This window comes from Thalassococcus halodurans (assembly GCF_900108225.1).
GTDB lineage: Bacteria > Pseudomonadota > Alphaproteobacteria > Rhodobacterales > Rhodobacteraceae > Thalassococcus > Thalassococcus halodurans.
In genome coordinates, this window is record NZ_FNUZ01000005.1 from 214,914 (window position 1) to 229,427 (window position 14,514).

Genomic DNA, 14,514 nt, shown 5'->3' on the forward strand with positions numbered 1-14,514 from the left:
GTTTCTTTTATTTAGTTCTATTTTCATCAAGCGCCGTGTTGGCCTGATCCAGTAACGTTAACAATTTCTCGAGTCGGTCTGCTCCGATTCGCTCTCCGATCTTGGCATAGACTGCCGCGCTTTCCGGGGACACAGAACGGATAAAGGCGCGCCCGGTGTCAGACAATCTGATGCGGGCGCGTCGTCCGTCTCCGGGGCTGCGTCCCAGATCGATAAATCCCCGTGCCTCAAGTGTTTTCAGGATTCGCGACAATGACGGCGCAAGAATCAGTGCCCTGTCGGCCAGATCGCTCGCGGTGACTTCCTCGACTTCGAACAGCACCCGCATCACGCGCCATTGCTGTTCGGTCACACCATGCCCCGAAAGAATCGGTCGGAATTCAGCCATCACCAATTCGCGAAGCCGCAAAAGCGCCATCGGAAGCGTGTGCCGCGTTTCCGACAGCTCAAAGCCGTCACGCATTTCCGGGTCCGTCATAGGGTCTGTTCCTCCAACCGTGTTTTTAGTTCCGGAATATTCCATCGTTGACAAGCAACCATTTACTTAACATGTTCATTATTCAAGGGAGGAATCATAATGCCACACCTGTCGATGGAATATTCCGCAGGACTGGAGGCGCGCTGCGATATGCAAACCGTTGCGCGCACGGCCTATCAGGCGATGATTGATGCGGGGATCTTTCCCATGGGCGGTATTCGCGTGCGCGCCTATCGCGCTGACATTGCGATTGTGGCCGATGATCACCCCGAAAACGATTTTTTGGCCATGACACTGGCCGTCGGCGCAGGTCGGGACACAGACACGCTGAAAGCTGCCGGCGACACGATTTTCGCCGCTGTGCAAGGCGCGCTGGCTGACCCGCTTGGCACCCCTCATTTTGCCCTGTCACTGGAAATTCGTGAAATTGATCCGGCGCTTAGCTGGAAAGATACGCCGATCCACGCACGGCTTTCGAAAAAGGACTAGGACATGAGCGTTCTGCAAGACAACATCGCCAAGGCCACGGCCTATATGGCCCATTTCCGCGACACCGGCGTGTTGAACCACATCGACGGTCAATCCGTGCCCGCAGCAAGCGGCCAGACTTTTGAAACCATCACGCCGACCGATCTGTCGGTGCTGGCCACAGTGACCCGTGGCGGCGCAGAAGACATCGACCGCGCTGTCGCTGCCGCCAAGGCCGCCTTCCCCGAATGGTCCAGGACCCCCGGCGCCGAGCGCCGGAAAATCCTGATCAAAGTGGCCGAGGCAATCGAGGCCCGCGCCGAAGAGATCGCCTTTACCGAATGCATGGACACCGGTCAGGCGCTGCGCTTTATGTCCAAGGCTGCGATCCGTGGCGCAGCGAACTTCCGTTACTTTGCCGATCAGGCTCCTGATGCCGAAAACGGCGAGGTCACGCGCACGCCCACGCAGATGAACACCACCTCGCGCCGCCCCATCGGGCCCGTCGGAGTGATCACCCCGTGGAACACGCCTTTCATGCTGTCCACATGGAAGATTGCCCCTGCACTTGCCTCTGGTTGTACCGTTGTTCACAAGCCCGCAGAATTCAGTCCGATGACCGCCAAACTTCTGGTTGAAATCGCCGAAAGCGCCGGTTTGCCCAAAGGCGTTTTGAACGTGGTGAACGGGTTTGGCGAAGAGGTGGGTAAAAGATTAACCGAACATCCCGACATCAAGGCCATCGCCTTTGTCGGCGAAAGTCGGACGGGCAGCATGATCATGGCCCAAGGCGCGGCCACGCTGAAACGCGTTCATTTCGAACTGGGCGGCAAGAACCCTGTCATCGTATTCGACGATGCCGATCTGGACCGCGCCGTCGATGCTGCGACCTTCATGATTTATTCGCTGAACGGCGAACGCTGCACATCTTCGTCGCGCCTGTTGGTGCAGGACACGATCTATGATGAGGTCTGCGCCCGCGTCGCCGACGTCGCCAAACGCATCAAGGTTGGACACCCTCTTGATCCGGACACTGTTGTCGGCCCGCTGATCCACCCCGAACATGAATCCAAGGTTCTGTCCTACTTCGACAAGGCAGAAGAGGAAGGCGCGACCATCGCGGCTGGCGGTGAAAAGGTGGGTGACGACGGCTGCTATGTTGCGCCCACACTGTTCACAAAAGCCAACAACGACATGGCCATCTCGCAGGAAGAAATCTTTGGCCCTGTTCTGACCGCGATCCCCTTCAAAGACGAAGACGACGCGCTGCGCATCGCCAATGACGTGGACTACGGTCTGGCCGCATATCTGTGGACAAACGATCTGAACCGCGCCATGCGGATGACGGACGAATTGCAAGCAGGCATGATGTGGGTGAACTCGGAAAACATCCGTCACCTGCCCACGCCCTTTGGCGGCGTCAAAGCCAGCGGCATCGGTCGTGACGGCGGCGACTGGTCGTTTGATTTCTATATGGAGACGGTCAACGTCTCATTCCCCCGCGCGACACACAAAATCCCGAAACTCGGCGGCTGATACGCCGCACCTATACGCATTCTTTGGGAGGAGACCCAATGCCGATCCCCGCACCAAACCTGAACCCCGCGTTCAACATTGTGCGCCTCAGCCACGTTGAATTCGGCGTGACCGATCTGGCCGCGAGCCGCAAATTCTATACCGAAATCCTTGGCCTGCAGGTCACAGACGAAGATCAGGACACGATCTATCTGCGCGCCATGGAAGAGCGCGGGCATCACTGCCTTGTGCTTAAGAAAAAGCCCGAGGCAGGAATTGACTACCTGTCCTACAAAGTCTGGTCCGAAGAAGAACTGGACAAGGCCGAGGCGTTTTTCAAAGCCAAGGGTCACAAAACCGAATGGGTCGAACGCGCCTATCAGGGCCGCACCCTGCGCAGCCAAGACTGTTTTGGCGCACCGATGGAGTTTTACTACAAAATGGACAGGCTCGAGCCGATCCATCAGAAGTACGAACTCTATCGCGGGGTGAAACCGCTGCGCATCGACCACTTCAACTGCTTTGCGCCGAACGTGGATCAGGCGGTTGAGTTCTATGGCGAGCTTGGTTTCCGCGTCACCGAATATACCGAGGACGAAGAAACCGGTCATTTGTGGGCGGCATGGGCGCATCGCAAAGGCGGCGTGCATGACATCGCCTTTACCAACGGCACAGGCCCGCGCCTACACCACACCGCGTTCTGGGTGCCGACACCGTTGAACATCATCGACCTGCTCGATCTGATGGCGACCACCGGATACGTCAGTAACATCGAACGCGGTCCCGGCCGTCACGGCATTTCCAACGCGTTCTTCCTGTATATCCTTGATCCCGATGGTCACCGGATCGAAATCTACTGTTCGGACTACCAGACGGTCGATCCCGATCTGGAACCGATCAAATGGGATCTGAAAGACCCGCAGCGCCAGACCCTTTGGGGTGCCGCCGCGCCGCGCAGCTGGTTTGAACACGGGTCGGTCTTTACCGGCGTCGACACGCGCGAGGCCGAGTTAAAGGCCACGCCGATTATCGCCCCCTGACCCCGCAGACGATCTGGAAGGTTTCCCATGAACACCCCTAAACTCGTCTCGTTCCGCGTCGATGGTCAGGACCACTACGGGCTGATCACAGATGATGGCGTGATCGATCTGTCGTCAGACTTTGGCGGCAGGTTCCCGACCCTGCGCGAAGCGATCGCTGCGGGCGCATTGGAAGAACTGGTGGAGGCGGGAAAATCCCGCACGCCCACTTGGTCCGAAGACGCCGTGACCTACGGCATCCCCGTGCCGAACCCTGCGCGGATCATCTGTGTTGGCGTCAACTTCCCTGACCGGAACGCCGAATACAAAGACGGCAGCAGCCAACCGAAACACATGTCGCTGTTTCCGCGCTTTCCCAGCAGCTTTACGGGCCACAACTGCCCCCTGATCCGCCCGCCGGAAAACCACACGCTGGACTATGAGGGCGAGGTTGTAGTGGTGATCGGCAAGGGTGGCCGCCGCATCAAAGCCGAAGACGCCTATGACCACATCGCCGCCCTGACGCTGTGCAACGAGGGCACGATCCGCGACTGGGTGCGCCACGCCAAATTCAATGTCACCCAGGGCAAAAACTGGGACAAATCCGGCGCCATCGGCCCGTGGATGGTGCCCTTTACCGATCCGGCGCAACTGGACGACGCCAAGATCATGACCCGTGTGAATGGCGAACTGCGTCAGGAAGACGAGCTGAAGAACATGATGTTCCCGATCCGCGAAGAGATCGCCTACATCTCGACCTTCACCACGCTCGAACCGGGCGACATCATCATCACCGGCACCCCCACCGGCGCAGGCGCGCGGTTTGATCCGCCGAAATACCTGAAACCCGGCGATGTGGTCGAGGTCGAATGCCCCGGCATCGGCATCCTGCGCAACACGGTAGAAGACGAATGACCCTAAGCCAGAGCGATATCGACCGCGCTGCCGCCGACCTGCTGCAGGCCGAAGAAACCCGTGAACAGATCGGGCTTTTGTCCCTACGACATCCCGGTCTGACGCTGGACGATGCCTATGCGATCCAAGCGGCGCAAATGGCGCAAAAGCTGGCCTCCGGTCGTACGATTGCAGGCTGGAAGATCGGGCTGACATCCAAGGTGATGCAGCGCGCGTTGAACATCGACACTCCGGATTCGGGCGTGTTGTACGACGATATGGTGTTTGATCACGGCGCGACCGTGCCCAAAGGCCGGTTCATCCAGCCTCGGGTCGAGGCCGAGATCGCCTTTGTCATGAAATCCGCGCTGGATGGCGATGTGAACCGTGACGATGTGCTGGCGGCAACCGACTATGTCGCCCCGTCGCTGGAAATTCTGGACACCCGCATTCTGCGCAAAGACCCAGACAGCGGTCAGGCGCGGATCATCACCGATACGGTATCGGACAACGCCGCCAACGCGGGCGTTGTTCTGGGCACGGGCCGCCATGCGCCCGACGCCTTTGATCTGCGCTGGACCGGTGCCATCTTCCGGGTGAACGGCGAGGTTGAAACAACCGGACTGGGCGCTGCGGTGCTGGACGATCCGGTGATGGGGCTTGTCTGGCTGGCGCGGCGCATGGGTCAATATGGCCAGCGGATCGAAGCGGGCCAGATCGTTCTGTCCGGTTCCTTCATCGCGCCGATTGAATGCCCCTCTGGCACGGAAATCGACGCCGATTTCGGCCCCTTCGGCACTGTCGCCATCAACTTCGAGTAACCCGATGCCCGCACCTGAGAACACCTTCAAGAAACGCCTGACATCCGGCGAAACGCAGATCGGATTGTGGGTGGGCCTTGGCGACCCCAGCGTGGCCGAGCTTGCCGCAGGCTGCGGGTTCGACTGGCTGGTGATCGACGCCGAGCACGGCCCGAACGGGCTGCGCGATGTGTTGGCGCAACTACGCGCGGCCAGCCATGGCACGGCCCATCCCGTGGTACGGGTCAAAGACGACAACCGCGCGGACATCAAACAGATGCTGGATATCGGTGCGCAGACCCTTCTGGTGCCGATGATCGAAAGCGCAGATCAGGCGCGTGAGGTCGTGAAATCAATGCTCTATCCCCCCGACGGCGTGCGGGGCGTTGGTGCGGCCTTGGCGCGCGCGTCCCGTTATGGCGGCGAGGCCGATTATCTGGCGACCGCCAACGATCAGGTTTGCCTTCTGTTACAGGTCGAAAGCCGTGCAGGTCTGGACGCGCTGGACGATATTCTGGCGGTCAAAGGCGTGGATGGCGTGTTTATCGGCCCCTCCGATCTGGCCGCAGATATGGGCCACAGGGGCAACCCCGCCCACCCCGAAGTACAAGAAGCCGTGAACGATGCCCTGACCCGCATTCGCCAAGCAGGCGTCGCGGCAGGCATCCTGACATCCGACCGAACACTGGCCAAAGGCTATGCTGATCTTGGCGTGGAATTTCTGGCCGTTGGATCAGACGTGGGCACATTGCGCAGCGGCCTGACCGCGTTGCGACAGGCGTTCTAAGTCGCGGGCCGCAGCCGCCCGAGGCTCTCTGCGAATTCGGCGGCGATGGCGCTGGCGTCCAGACTGCTGCGTTCGGCTGACAACCGCAGACCCAACAAATCTGACTGATACCGCTGCGCCAGAACCGCCGGATCAAGGTCAGGGTCGATATCCCCGTCCGCCTGCGCCTGACGGAACAGTCCGGTGAACTGTTCTTCCATCATGTTCAGCAGATCTTCGGCCTTGGCCGCCAGAGGATGGTTCTGCGCGTGCAGCTCTAGCAGTGTTTTGGACACCATACAGGCCTTGGCCGGCGCGCCTTCGGCTTCGACTACGACAGCAGGCAGTTGGGTCAGTGCACCGAAGGCGCCGAACTGGTCCACCAGTTCTTTCACGGTGGCCTTACTGCCTTCCGAATACTTTTCCAGCGCCAGTTCATACAGCGCCTCTTTTGATCCGAAGGCCGCATAAAAGCTGCCCGGCTTCATCTTCAAAGTGGCCTCGAGGTCTTTCAAAGACGTGCCCGCCCAGCCGCTGCGCCAAAACAAATCCCGCGCGCGGTCTATCAGGTCATCCCGGTCATAGTTCGGCCGTCTCGGCATCCGTTCACCAATATTTGAGCGATTACTCAAAATATATACTTGAGTGATCACTCAAGAAACCCCTAATGATGCATACCCGTATTCAACTAAGGACACGATTCATGACATTCCCGTTCCACAACTTCGACACCGCCCCCGAAAATTCGAAACCGTTTCTTGAGGAATCCCAAAAGGCGTTCGGTCGCCTGCCGGGCCTGCACAAGGTACTGGCTGAAAGCCCGCAAGCCTTTGAAGCCTATCAGTTTCTGCACAAAACATTCATGGCCACCGATTTCGACGCCGATGAGCTAACGGTCGTCTGGCAGGCCATTAACGTCGAACATGAATGCCACTACTGCGTGCCCGCACACACCGGCATCGCCAAGATGATGAAAGTCTCGGACGAGATCATCGACGCCCTTCGCAACGAAACACCCCTGCCGTCAGAAAAGCTTGAGGCATTGCGCACATTCACCATTCAGATGGTCCGTACCCGTGGCAATGTCAGCCAAGAGCAGATGGACGCCTTTTTTGCCGCAGGCTACGGCCACCGCGCCGTTCTGGATGTGATCCTTGGCCTCGCGCAGAAAACCATGTCGAACTACATCAACCACGTGGCCGACACGCCGGTGGACGAGGTCTTCCACCCCCTGAAATGGACCCGCAGCGCCACGCCGCTGGACGTCTGATACCAACCGGCGCGCCGAAACAGGCGCGCCACCGCCGACGCGGCAATCCAGTCTATGGATTGTTAAGGGATCACAACCTAAACTCGGGCCATCCACACCAGCGAAATGGCAGGAACAGGCCCATGATCCGTACAGCAGTCGCCCTATCTATGTCCCTTATCCTGACCGCCTGCGGCAGCGCGGGCACGGCACCGTCGCCCAAGATCGTGACCTATGATGTCGAACAGATCACCTCGACCGATCCCAGCCTGCCGGACCTGAACCAGATCCGCGCGAAGTTTGGGCTTCAGCCCCTGTCTGTCTCGGCCACCGCGACCCGCGTGGCACAGAAGCACGCCCAGGATATGGCGCGAAACAACTTTTTCAGCCACCGCGGATCGGATGGCAGCACAGGTGTTTCTCGCCTCACCGCCGCAGGCTGTCGCGGAACACGCGCCGAAAACATCGCCAAGGGCCCGTTCAACGACAAAACAGTACTTCAGGCCTGGATGGATTCCCCAAGCCACCGCGCCAGCATGCTGAAACCGGACGTGCGGGTGTACGGGCTGGCAAACGTGAACGGCTATTGGGTGATGACGCTGGCGGGACGGTGTTGATCGCTTTCAGCCTTCCGGCTGCTTGATCAAAAAGTTGTTTCTTTTGAAACCGCTGGTACCCGCGGCCGGACTCGAACCGGCACGGCATTACTGCCTGGAGATTTTAAGTCTCCTGTGTCTACCATTCCACCACGCGGGCCAGCAGCGCGACCATAGCGACGTGTTTAGGGAAGTGGAAGTAGCTCAGAGCTCTTCGCCGGGAAGTTCTTGCAAAAGATGGCGTTCTGACAGCCATGGGTTCAGCTCCAAAGCCTCGCGCAGCACCTTTGCGCCTTCGGAATACCGATCCAATCCGAACAATGTCAGGGCCAACCCCGAATAGGCCCCAATGTGGGTGGGGTTGAGGGACAACGCCTTATCCAGATCAGGCAAGGCGGCCTCATAATCTTCGCGCAGGAAATTGATGAAGGCCCGTTGATTGTAGCCTTCGGCATAATCGGGGCAGTAGTCCACCAGCCTGCTGAACTGGTCGAGGGCGCGAATGTAATCATAGGACGACCGCGCAGACATGCCTTCGTTCAAAAGCATCTGTGCGGTTTCATCCGGCGCATCCGTCCAAAGCGCCCACAGCTGATCATTCAGCTGCTGGGCCTCATATTCTGTATCCGCGTTCTGGATGGCCGCAATCAGCGCTTCGGTTTCAGGAGTTTGATGCGCAAACTCGGGGCAGTCGGCCATGGCAGGCAGCGGCACAAGGCCCAAGATGGTTATGATCAAAGCGCGTATCATACCGTGAATGCGACCACGGCGACCGGCTTTGGGTCAAGTCACGTCTGCGAGACTTTCCTCTTTCACCGCTTGCATCGCCACATAGGTCGAGGTGCCCGCCATATAAGGCAGCGTCGAAATATGGTCCGCCAGAACACGACGATAGGATCGCATGTCGTGAGTGCGAACCTTGAGGAGATAGTCGAAGTTCCCCGCAATCAGGTGACACTGTTCGATTTCAGGCACTTTGGCGACGGCCGCATTGAACTTGGCCAGCGCCGCTTCGCGGGTGTCGGACAGGCGCACCTCGACAAAGGCGACGTGGTCCAGACCCAAGGTGATCGGATCAAGAATGGCGCGGTAACCACGGATCGCGCCGATTTCTTCCAGTCTGCGCAAACGGGCCTGTGTCGGGGATTTCGAAAGACCGATCCGCTTTGCCAATTCGGTGATCGAGATTCGGCCATCCTCGGCCAATGTGCGCATGATTGCCTGGTCGAAACGATCGAAATCCACCATTGCCATTTGCATCGAAAATTACCCGTTTTTTAGTTTTTTAGACATTTGAAACGGCAAACTTCAGGGAAAATCACCGCCTATTCTCGCGTATCATAGTCATATCGACCGGAGATTGCCATGCTTAAAAACACCTCACATGCCCTGCGCGACGCAATTGAGCATAGTGCCTATGCCGATGAAGCCCAGAAGATCGCTGATCTGAAGGCCAGTGCAGATCTGTCCGTAACGGATCGCGACATGATCAGCACCGAGGCCGCCATTCTGGTGCGCGCCATTCGCAACGACACGCGCCCCGGTTTGATGGAGGTGTTTCTGGCAGAATACGGCCTGTCCACCGATGAAGGCATCGCGCTGATGTGTCTGGCCGAGGCTTTGTTGCGGGTTCCGGATGCCGACACCATCGATGCGCTGATCGAAGATAAAATCGCGCCTTCGGATTGGGCCAGCCATTTGGGGCATTCGACCTCGCCCTTGGTGAACGCCTCGACGTGGGCGCTGATGTTGACGGGTCGTGTTCTGCATGACGAAGACAAAGGCCCCGTCAGCCATCTGCGCAGCGCGATCCGGCGTTTGGGCGAACCGGTGATCCGCACGGCGGTGTCCCGTGCGATGCGTGAAATGGGCAATCAATTTGTTCTGGGTGAAACCATCGCCTCGGCCATGAAGCGCGCCAGTCGGTCCGAGGCCAAGGGTTATACCTATTCTTACGACATGCTGGGCGAAGCCGCGCGCACCGACGAAGACGCCCAGCGCTATTTCGAGGCCTATCAAAACGCCATCCGTGCCATCGCGGGTGCGGCGAAACATGACGATATCCGCGAAAATCCTGGCATTTCGGTAAAACTGTCGGCGCTGCATCCGCGCTATGACATTCTGCAACGTGATCTTGTGGAACAAGAGCTGATCCCCCGTTTCCGCGCCCTGTGCATCAAGGCCGCACAGGCTGGCATCGGGTTGAACGTCGACGCGGAAGAGGCGGACCGCCTGACCATATCGCTAGATGTGATCGAAGCGGTACTTGCCGATCCAGCACTGGCCGGTTGGGACGGGTTCGGGGTGGTGGTTCAGGCCTACGGCAAACGCGCCGCAGACGTGGTTGACTGGCTGTATGATCTGGCCACACGACTGGACCGCAAGATCATGGTGCGTCTGGTCAAGGGCGCCTATTGGGACACCGAGATCAAACGCGCACAGGTGGCGGGATTGGACAGCTTTCCGGTCTTTACATCCAAGTCCGCAACGGACGTGTCCTACATCTCGATCGCACGGAAACTGCTGGGTATGACCGACCGGATTTACCCGCAGTTCGCGACCCACAATGCGCATACCGTCGCTGCCGTTCTACACATGGCGGATGATCTGAAAGTCTTTGAATTCCAACGACTTCACGGCATGGGCGAGGCATTGCACGACATCGTCAAATCGCGCAACGGCACGCGCTGCCGTATCTATGCGCCGGTCGGCGCGCATCGCGATCTGCTGGCCTATCTTGTGCGCCGCTTGCTGGAAAACGGGGCGAATTCGTCTTTCGTGAACCAGATCGTAGACGAGGACGTCAGCCCGACCGAAATCGCGGCTGATCCTTTTGAAAACATCTCTGGCGCGGCCATCCAAACCGGTCCTGATCTGTTCATGCCGGAACGGACGAACTCCAAAGGTTGGGATATGCGGGACACGCCGGACATGACGGCGATTGATACCGCCCGTGGTGCCTTTGCCAACCACGCATGGACTGCTGATCCGCTGGTCGCCGATCAGACGCCTGACGGAGCGGTGCACCCTGTGCTCAATCCCGCAAGACCAGACGATCACGTTGGGCAAGTCACGTGGGCCGGTCCCGAAACCGTTGCACAGGCGGTTGAGGCCGCCAGCCCTTGGAACGCTCCTGCTGTGGTGCGCGCCGCTGTGTTGACCCATGCCGCGCATCTGTATGAGGAAAACTTTGGCGAACTCTTCGCGCTCCTGCATCGCGAGGCGGGCAAAAGCGTGATGGACGCCATCGCCGAACTCCGCGAGGCGGTGGATTTCCTGCGCTACTACGCGGCCCGCGCCACTGACGCGCCCGCCTTGGGGCGGTTTGCCTGCATCAGCCCGTGGAACTTCCCCTTGGCGATCTTCACAGGCCAGATCGCGGCCGCCTTGGCCGCAGGAAACGCAGTTCTGGCGAAACCGGCAGAACAGACACCGCTGATTGCCGTGCGTGCCGCCGAACTGATGATCGAGGCCGGCGTGCCCCCCACTGCCCTTCAAATCCTGCCAGGTGACGGGGTGACAGGCGCTGCCCTGACATCGAACCCCGCCATCGACGGGGTCGCCTTCACCGGATCCACAGAGACCGCGCAAATCATTCACAAGACAATGGCCACGCACCTGAACCCCGGTGCGCCGCTGATTGCGGAAACCGGTGGCTTAAACGCGATGGTCGTGGATTCCACAGCGCTGCCGGAACAAGCGGTTCAGGCGATTATCGAGTCTGCCTTCCAATCCGCAGGCCAGCGCTGCTCGGCCCTGCGGTGCCTGTATGTGCAAGAAGACATCGCAGACGGGTTTATCGACATGCTGAAAGGCGCGATGGACTGTCTGCAAATCGGAGACCCTTGGCAGACGCACTGCGATGTCGGCCCCGTCATTGACGAAGAGGCACGCGCAGGCATTCAGGATTATATCGACGAAGCTATGGCCAAAGGCCGTGTGCTGCATGCCCTACCCTGCCCCGACAACGGCCACTTCGTTGCGCCTACGTTGATCAAGGTGAACAGCATCGCCGATCTGGGGAAAGAGGTTTTCGGCCCCGCCCTGCACGTCGCGACCTTCAAATCGGAAGAACTGGATGCCGTGATCGATGCCATCAACGGGACGGGATACGGGCTGACCTTTGGCCTGCAGACACGGATCGACGATCGCGTTCAATACGTGGCTGATCGGATCGAGGCGGGGAATATCTATGTGAACCGCAACCAGATCGGCGCGATTGTCGGCAGCCAGCCCTTTGGTGGCGAAGGCCTGTCCGGCACCGGCCCGAAAGCAGGCGGACCTTTGTATCTGGATCGCTTCCGTTCGCATCCGGTGGATCAGTCTGAGCTGAAGGCCGCGCCAGACGCCCAACTGGAACTGCCCGGCCCAACCGGCGAATCCAACGTGCTGACGCTTCGCCCGCGCAAACCGATCCTATGCCTTGGCCCGACCAGTGACGACATCGCGCGTCAGGTACAGATGATCGAAGCGATGGGGGGCGCCGCAAAAACCGTGTCCGGCCAATTGGAGCCAGCCAAGCTGGCGGGCTTCAGCAACATCGCAGGCGCCATTTGGTGGGGCGATCACGACACCGCCCGCGGGTATCGCAAGGCACTGGCCCAGCGCGCGGGCCCGATCCTGCCGCTGATCACGGGCGCACCTGACACGGGCCACGTGATGGGCGAACGACACGTCTGTGTGGACACCACAGCAGCGGGCGGAAATGCGAAACTATTAAGCGGGGCATCTTGACGCCCCGCCCGTTCGCCCCGACTTTGATCCCATGTTTCCAATTCGCGATCACAACCCGTCGGGGCGCGTGCCCTTTGTCACCTACCTTCTGATCGCGGCGAATGTCCTGATCTTTATCGGCTATTACCCTCTCTTTTCCCAAGAGATGGAGTTGAACCGCTTTTTCTATGACTACGCACTGATCCCCGCCCGCGTCAGTCAGGGCGACGGGCTAAGCGGTTTCGTCAGTTCGATGTTTTTACATGGCGGAATCGCACATTTGGCTGGTAATATGCTATTTCTGTACATTTTCGGCGACAATATCGAAGACAAGATGGGCCATCTGGGCTTTGCCCTGTTCTATCTGGCCTGCGGTCTGGCCGCCGGTGGCGCGCAGTATCTGACCGAACCCTTCACCCCTGTTCCCATGGTCGGGGCCTCGGGCGCGATTGCGGGTGTAATGGGGGCTTACCTGCTGCTGTTTCCAAGGGCACAGGTGGATATTCTGATCATCCTGATCATCATCTTCCGCGTTATCACGATCCCTGCGTGGATTATGCTGGCCCTGTGGTTCGGCATGCAATTGATCGGTGGGATCGGCACGGCGACCGACGCAGGCGGCGTGGCCTATTGGGCGCATGCGGGCGGCTTTATTGCAGGCGTGGTGCTGGCCCTACCAGTCTGGCGCGCGCTGGGCGGCCCGGATTTCTGGGACCGGACAGACGGACAACCGCCGCATCCCGAAGCGACCTATCGCGTCGGGCGGACCAATGTTCCGAAAATCAGAAGAAAGCGCTGATTACGCTTCGCGGATCGTGCGGGCGAACTGATCGAAAATCTGGTTGTTCGCACAAAGGATCGAACCGCTTTCCAGCGGGTCCTGACCTTCGCGTACACCGGAAACCAAGGCACCGGCCTCAAGCGCCAGAAGCGCACCAGCGGCGGTGTCCCAGATCTGAAGCTCACGCTCCCAATAGCCGTCATAACGACCAGCGGCGACATAAGCCAAATCCAGCGCGGCGGAACCGAAGCGGCGCACACCGGCGCAAGCGGGCATCAGGTTGGCCAGATCTTTCAGCGTGGCTGGCAGCGTCTTTTTCGCGGCGAACGGAATGCCAGTGGCAAAGATCGCTTCGATCATGCGCGTACGACCAGAAACGCGCAGACGTTTGTTGTCGTTCAACCATGCACCTGCGCCGCGCTCTGCGTAGAACAGTTCGTCCTTGGCCGCGTCAAAGACCACACCGGCCACGATCTGGCCCTTGTGTTCCAACGCGATGGACACTGCCCAATGAGGCAAGCCGTGCAGGAAGTTAGTTGTGCCGTCCAGCGGATCAACAATCCAGCGGCGTGTCGGGTCTTCGCCGTCGATCTCGCCACCTTCTTCTGCCAGCCAGCCGTAAGTGGGACGCGCGCCCAACAGTTCTTCCTTCAAGATTTTTTCCGCCGCCAGATCAGCGCGGCTGACAAAGTCGCCTGCGCCCTTCATGGACACCTGCAGATTCTCGACTTCGCGAAAATCTTTTACCAAGGAACGGCCCGCCTTACGGGCCGCTTTGATCATGATGTTTAGGTTGGCGCTGCCTTGCATGGCGATCGGGACTCCACATTCGTCAGGGCGCGCGTATACGCGTCCTTTTCCCAGAAGCCAAGAGCAGCAGAAGGCTTAGCGGTAAACGACGCCTTTTTCACCGATAGGCGCATAGACACCCTTCACGCCAACAGGCGCGCTGTAGCTGCGCACGACCTTCTTGGGGGCGCTTGCACGGTTGATGTAGGGGCCTGCGTTCGGCTCGCCGCAGCAGATCACGCCACCCATCATCACAGGCTGCTGGCCTGCTGGGCAATTGTTTGCGGCTTTGTATTCGTGCATCAGAACGTTGCTGTTCGGATTGTGGGTGGCGTCGCCCTTGTAGGCATCATCCCACGCAAAAGCCGTCGACGTGCTAAGCACCAGTGCAGCAACCGCCGCCGGAAGTGTTTTTGTAAACCGCATGGGTTCCCCCGTAAAACTCT

16 protein-coding genes and 1 tRNA gene are annotated in these 14,514 nt (G+C 59.3%); 10 read left to right on the forward strand and 7 right to left on the reverse strand.

Annotated features, from left to right (window positions below; all coding sequences use genetic code 11):
• Window positions 1–7: 7 nt before the first annotated feature.
• Window positions 8–478 (reverse strand): homoprotocatechuate degradation operon regulator HpaR, encoded by a 471-nt coding sequence (hpaR, locus tag C4S59_RS15590; RefSeq protein ID WP_103911443.1) that lies wholly within the window; start codon window positions 476–478, stop codon window positions 8–10.
• A gap of 99 nt (window positions 479–577) precedes the next feature.
• On the opposite strand from hpaR, the gene C4S59_RS15595 reads away from it, so the two are divergent.
• The 6 genes from C4S59_RS15595 to C4S59_RS15620 are packed head-to-tail and all read left to right on the forward strand — an operon-like array spanning window position 578 to window position 5,961.
• Window positions 578–967 (forward strand): 5-carboxymethyl-2-hydroxymuconate Delta-isomerase, encoded by a 390-nt coding sequence (locus tag C4S59_RS15595; protein ID WP_103911444.1) that lies wholly within the window; start codon window positions 578–580, stop codon window positions 965–967.
• Window positions 968–970: 3 nt separating this feature from the next.
• Window positions 971–2,482, forward strand: coding sequence for a 5-carboxymethyl-2-hydroxymuconate semialdehyde dehydrogenase (hpaE, locus tag C4S59_RS15600; RefSeq protein ID WP_103911445.1), 1,512 nt, complete (start codon window positions 971–973; stop codon window positions 2,480–2,482).
• Window positions 2,483–2,520: 38 nt separating this feature from the next.
• A complete protein-coding gene (gene hpaD, locus C4S59_RS15605; protein ID WP_103911446.1) occupies window positions 2,521–3,501 on the forward strand; it encodes a 3,4-dihydroxyphenylacetate 2,3-dioxygenase in 981 nt (326 codons plus the stop codon).
• A 27-nt stretch (window positions 3,502–3,528) separates the two neighbouring features.
• Window positions 3,529–4,395, forward strand: coding sequence for a fumarylacetoacetate hydrolase family protein (locus C4S59_RS15610; RefSeq protein ID WP_103911447.1), 867 nt, complete (start codon window positions 3,529–3,531; stop codon window positions 4,393–4,395).
• Window positions 4,392–5,195, forward strand: a complete 804-nt coding sequence (gene hpaH / locus C4S59_RS15615; RefSeq protein ID WP_103911448.1) for a 2-oxo-hept-4-ene-1,7-dioate hydratase — start codon at window positions 4,392–4,394, stop codon at window positions 5,193–5,195. The genes C4S59_RS15610 and hpaH overlap by 4 nt, the downstream gene beginning before the upstream one ends.
• A 4-nt stretch (window positions 5,196–5,199) precedes the next feature.
• Window positions 5,200–5,961: an HpcH/HpaI aldolase family protein gene (locus C4S59_RS15620; RefSeq protein WP_103911449.1), complete on the forward strand. Its 762-nt coding sequence runs from the start codon at window positions 5,200–5,202 to the stop codon at window positions 5,959–5,961.
• Here C4S59_RS15620 and C4S59_RS15625 read toward each other — a convergent pair.
• Window positions 5,958–6,542 carry a TetR/AcrR family transcriptional regulator gene (locus C4S59_RS15625; RefSeq protein ID WP_103911450.1) on the reverse strand — a complete coding sequence of 195 codons (585 nt, stop codon included), beginning with the start codon at window positions 6,540–6,542 and terminating at the stop codon, window positions 5,958–5,960. The genes C4S59_RS15620 and C4S59_RS15625 overlap by 4 nt on opposite strands.
• 101 nt (window positions 6,543–6,643) lie before the next feature.
• On the opposite strand from C4S59_RS15625, the gene C4S59_RS15630 reads away from it, so the two are divergent.
• Both C4S59_RS15630 and C4S59_RS15635 read left to right on the forward strand, forming a co-directional pair.
• Window positions 6,644–7,210: a carboxymuconolactone decarboxylase family protein gene (locus tag C4S59_RS15630; protein ID WP_103911451.1), complete on the forward strand. Its 567-nt coding sequence runs from the start codon at window positions 6,644–6,646 to the stop codon at window positions 7,208–7,210.
• Between the two features lie 122 nt (window positions 7,211–7,332).
• The gene (locus tag C4S59_RS15635; protein ID WP_160006926.1) at window positions 7,333–7,806 is read left to right on the forward strand and encodes a CAP domain-containing protein; all 474 of its coding nucleotides are present in this window, start codon (window positions 7,333–7,335) and stop codon (window positions 7,804–7,806) included.
• Window positions 7,807–7,859: 53 nt separating this feature from the next.
• Here C4S59_RS15635 and C4S59_RS15640 read toward each other — a convergent pair.
• From C4S59_RS15640 to C4S59_RS15650, 3 genes are all read right to left on the reverse strand, one after another.
• A tRNA-Leu gene (locus C4S59_RS15640) sits at window positions 7,860–7,945 on the reverse strand.
• A gap of 44 nt (window positions 7,946–7,989) precedes the next feature.
• Entirely contained in the window at window positions 7,990–8,523 is a 534-nt protein-coding gene (locus tag C4S59_RS15645; protein ID WP_234994793.1) for a tetratricopeptide repeat protein, read from the reverse strand.
• Between the two features lie 45 nt (window positions 8,524–8,568).
• Entirely contained in the window at window positions 8,569–9,033 is a 465-nt protein-coding gene (locus C4S59_RS15650) for an Lrp/AsnC family transcriptional regulator (RefSeq protein ID WP_407703075.1), read from the reverse strand.
• Window positions 9,034–9,150: 117 nt separating this feature from the next.
• Here C4S59_RS15650 and putA point away from each other — a divergent pair, with 117 nt between their 5' ends.
• Entirely contained in the window at window positions 9,151–12,519 is a 3,369-nt protein-coding gene (gene putA, locus C4S59_RS15655) for a bifunctional proline dehydrogenase/L-glutamate gamma-semialdehyde dehydrogenase PutA (RefSeq protein WP_103911454.1), read from the forward strand.
• 31 nt (window positions 12,520–12,550) lie between these two features.
• Entirely contained in the window at window positions 12,551–13,297 is a 747-nt protein-coding gene (locus tag C4S59_RS15660) for a rhomboid family intramembrane serine protease (RefSeq protein WP_103911455.1), read from the forward strand.
• Here C4S59_RS15660 and C4S59_RS15665 read toward each other — a convergent pair whose 3' ends face one another.
• Complete coding sequence (locus C4S59_RS15665) at window positions 13,298–14,089, reverse strand: inositol monophosphatase family protein (RefSeq protein WP_103911456.1); 792 nt, start codon at window positions 14,087–14,089, stop codon at window positions 13,298–13,300.
• A gap of 75 nt (window positions 14,090–14,164) precedes the next feature.
• Entirely contained in the window at window positions 14,165–14,494 is a 330-nt protein-coding gene (locus C4S59_RS15670; protein WP_103911509.1) for a hypothetical protein, read from the reverse strand.
• Between the last annotated feature and the right edge of the window lie 20 nt (window positions 14,495–14,514).

Excerpts from the sequence above, each read along its gene's own strand:
- hpaR (WP_103911443.1), bottom strand. The coding sequence starts at position 478 with ATGACGGACCCGGAAATGCGTGACGGCTTTGAGCTGTCGGAAACGCGG.
- C4S59_RS15595 (WP_103911444.1), top strand. The coding sequence starts at position 578 with ATGCCACACCTGTCGATGGAATATTCCGCAGGACTGGAGGCGCGCTGC.
- hpaE (WP_103911445.1), top strand. The coding sequence starts at position 971 with ATGAGCGTTCTGCAAGACAACATCGCCAAGGCCACGGCCTATATGGCC.
- hpaD (WP_103911446.1), top strand. The coding sequence starts at position 2,521 with ATGCCGATCCCCGCACCAAACCTGAACCCCGCGTTCAACATTGTGCGC.
- C4S59_RS15610 (WP_103911447.1), top strand. The coding sequence starts at position 3,529 with ATGAACACCCCTAAACTCGTCTCGTTCCGCGTCGATGGTCAGGACCAC.
- hpaH (WP_103911448.1), top strand. The coding sequence starts at position 4,392 with ATGACCCTAAGCCAGAGCGATATCGACCGCGCTGCCGCCGACCTGCTG.
- C4S59_RS15620 (WP_103911449.1), top strand. The coding sequence starts at position 5,200 with ATGCCCGCACCTGAGAACACCTTCAAGAAACGCCTGACATCCGGCGAA.
- C4S59_RS15625 (WP_103911450.1), bottom strand. The coding sequence starts at position 6,542 with ATGCCGAGACGGCCGAACTATGACCGGGATGACCTGATAGACCGCGCG.
- C4S59_RS15630 (WP_103911451.1), top strand. The coding sequence starts at position 6,644 with ATGACATTCCCGTTCCACAACTTCGACACCGCCCCCGAAAATTCGAAA.
- C4S59_RS15635 (WP_160006926.1), top strand. The coding sequence starts at position 7,333 with ATGATCCGTACAGCAGTCGCCCTATCTATGTCCCTTATCCTGACCGCC.
- C4S59_RS15650 (WP_407703075.1), bottom strand. The coding sequence starts at position 9,033 with ATGGTGGATTTCGATCGTTTCGACCAGGCAATCATGCGCACATTGGCC.
- putA (WP_103911454.1), top strand. The coding sequence starts at position 9,151 with ATGCTTAAAAACACCTCACATGCCCTGCGCGACGCAATTGAGCATAGT.
- C4S59_RS15660 (WP_103911455.1), top strand. The coding sequence starts at position 12,551 with ATGTTTCCAATTCGCGATCACAACCCGTCGGGGCGCGTGCCCTTTGTC.
- C4S59_RS15665 (WP_103911456.1), bottom strand. The coding sequence starts at position 14,089 with ATGCAAGGCAGCGCCAACCTAAACATCATGATCAAAGCGGCCCGTAAG.
- C4S59_RS15670 (WP_103911509.1), bottom strand. The coding sequence starts at position 14,494 with ATGCGGTTTACAAAAACACTTCCGGCGGCGGTTGCTGCACTGGTGCTT.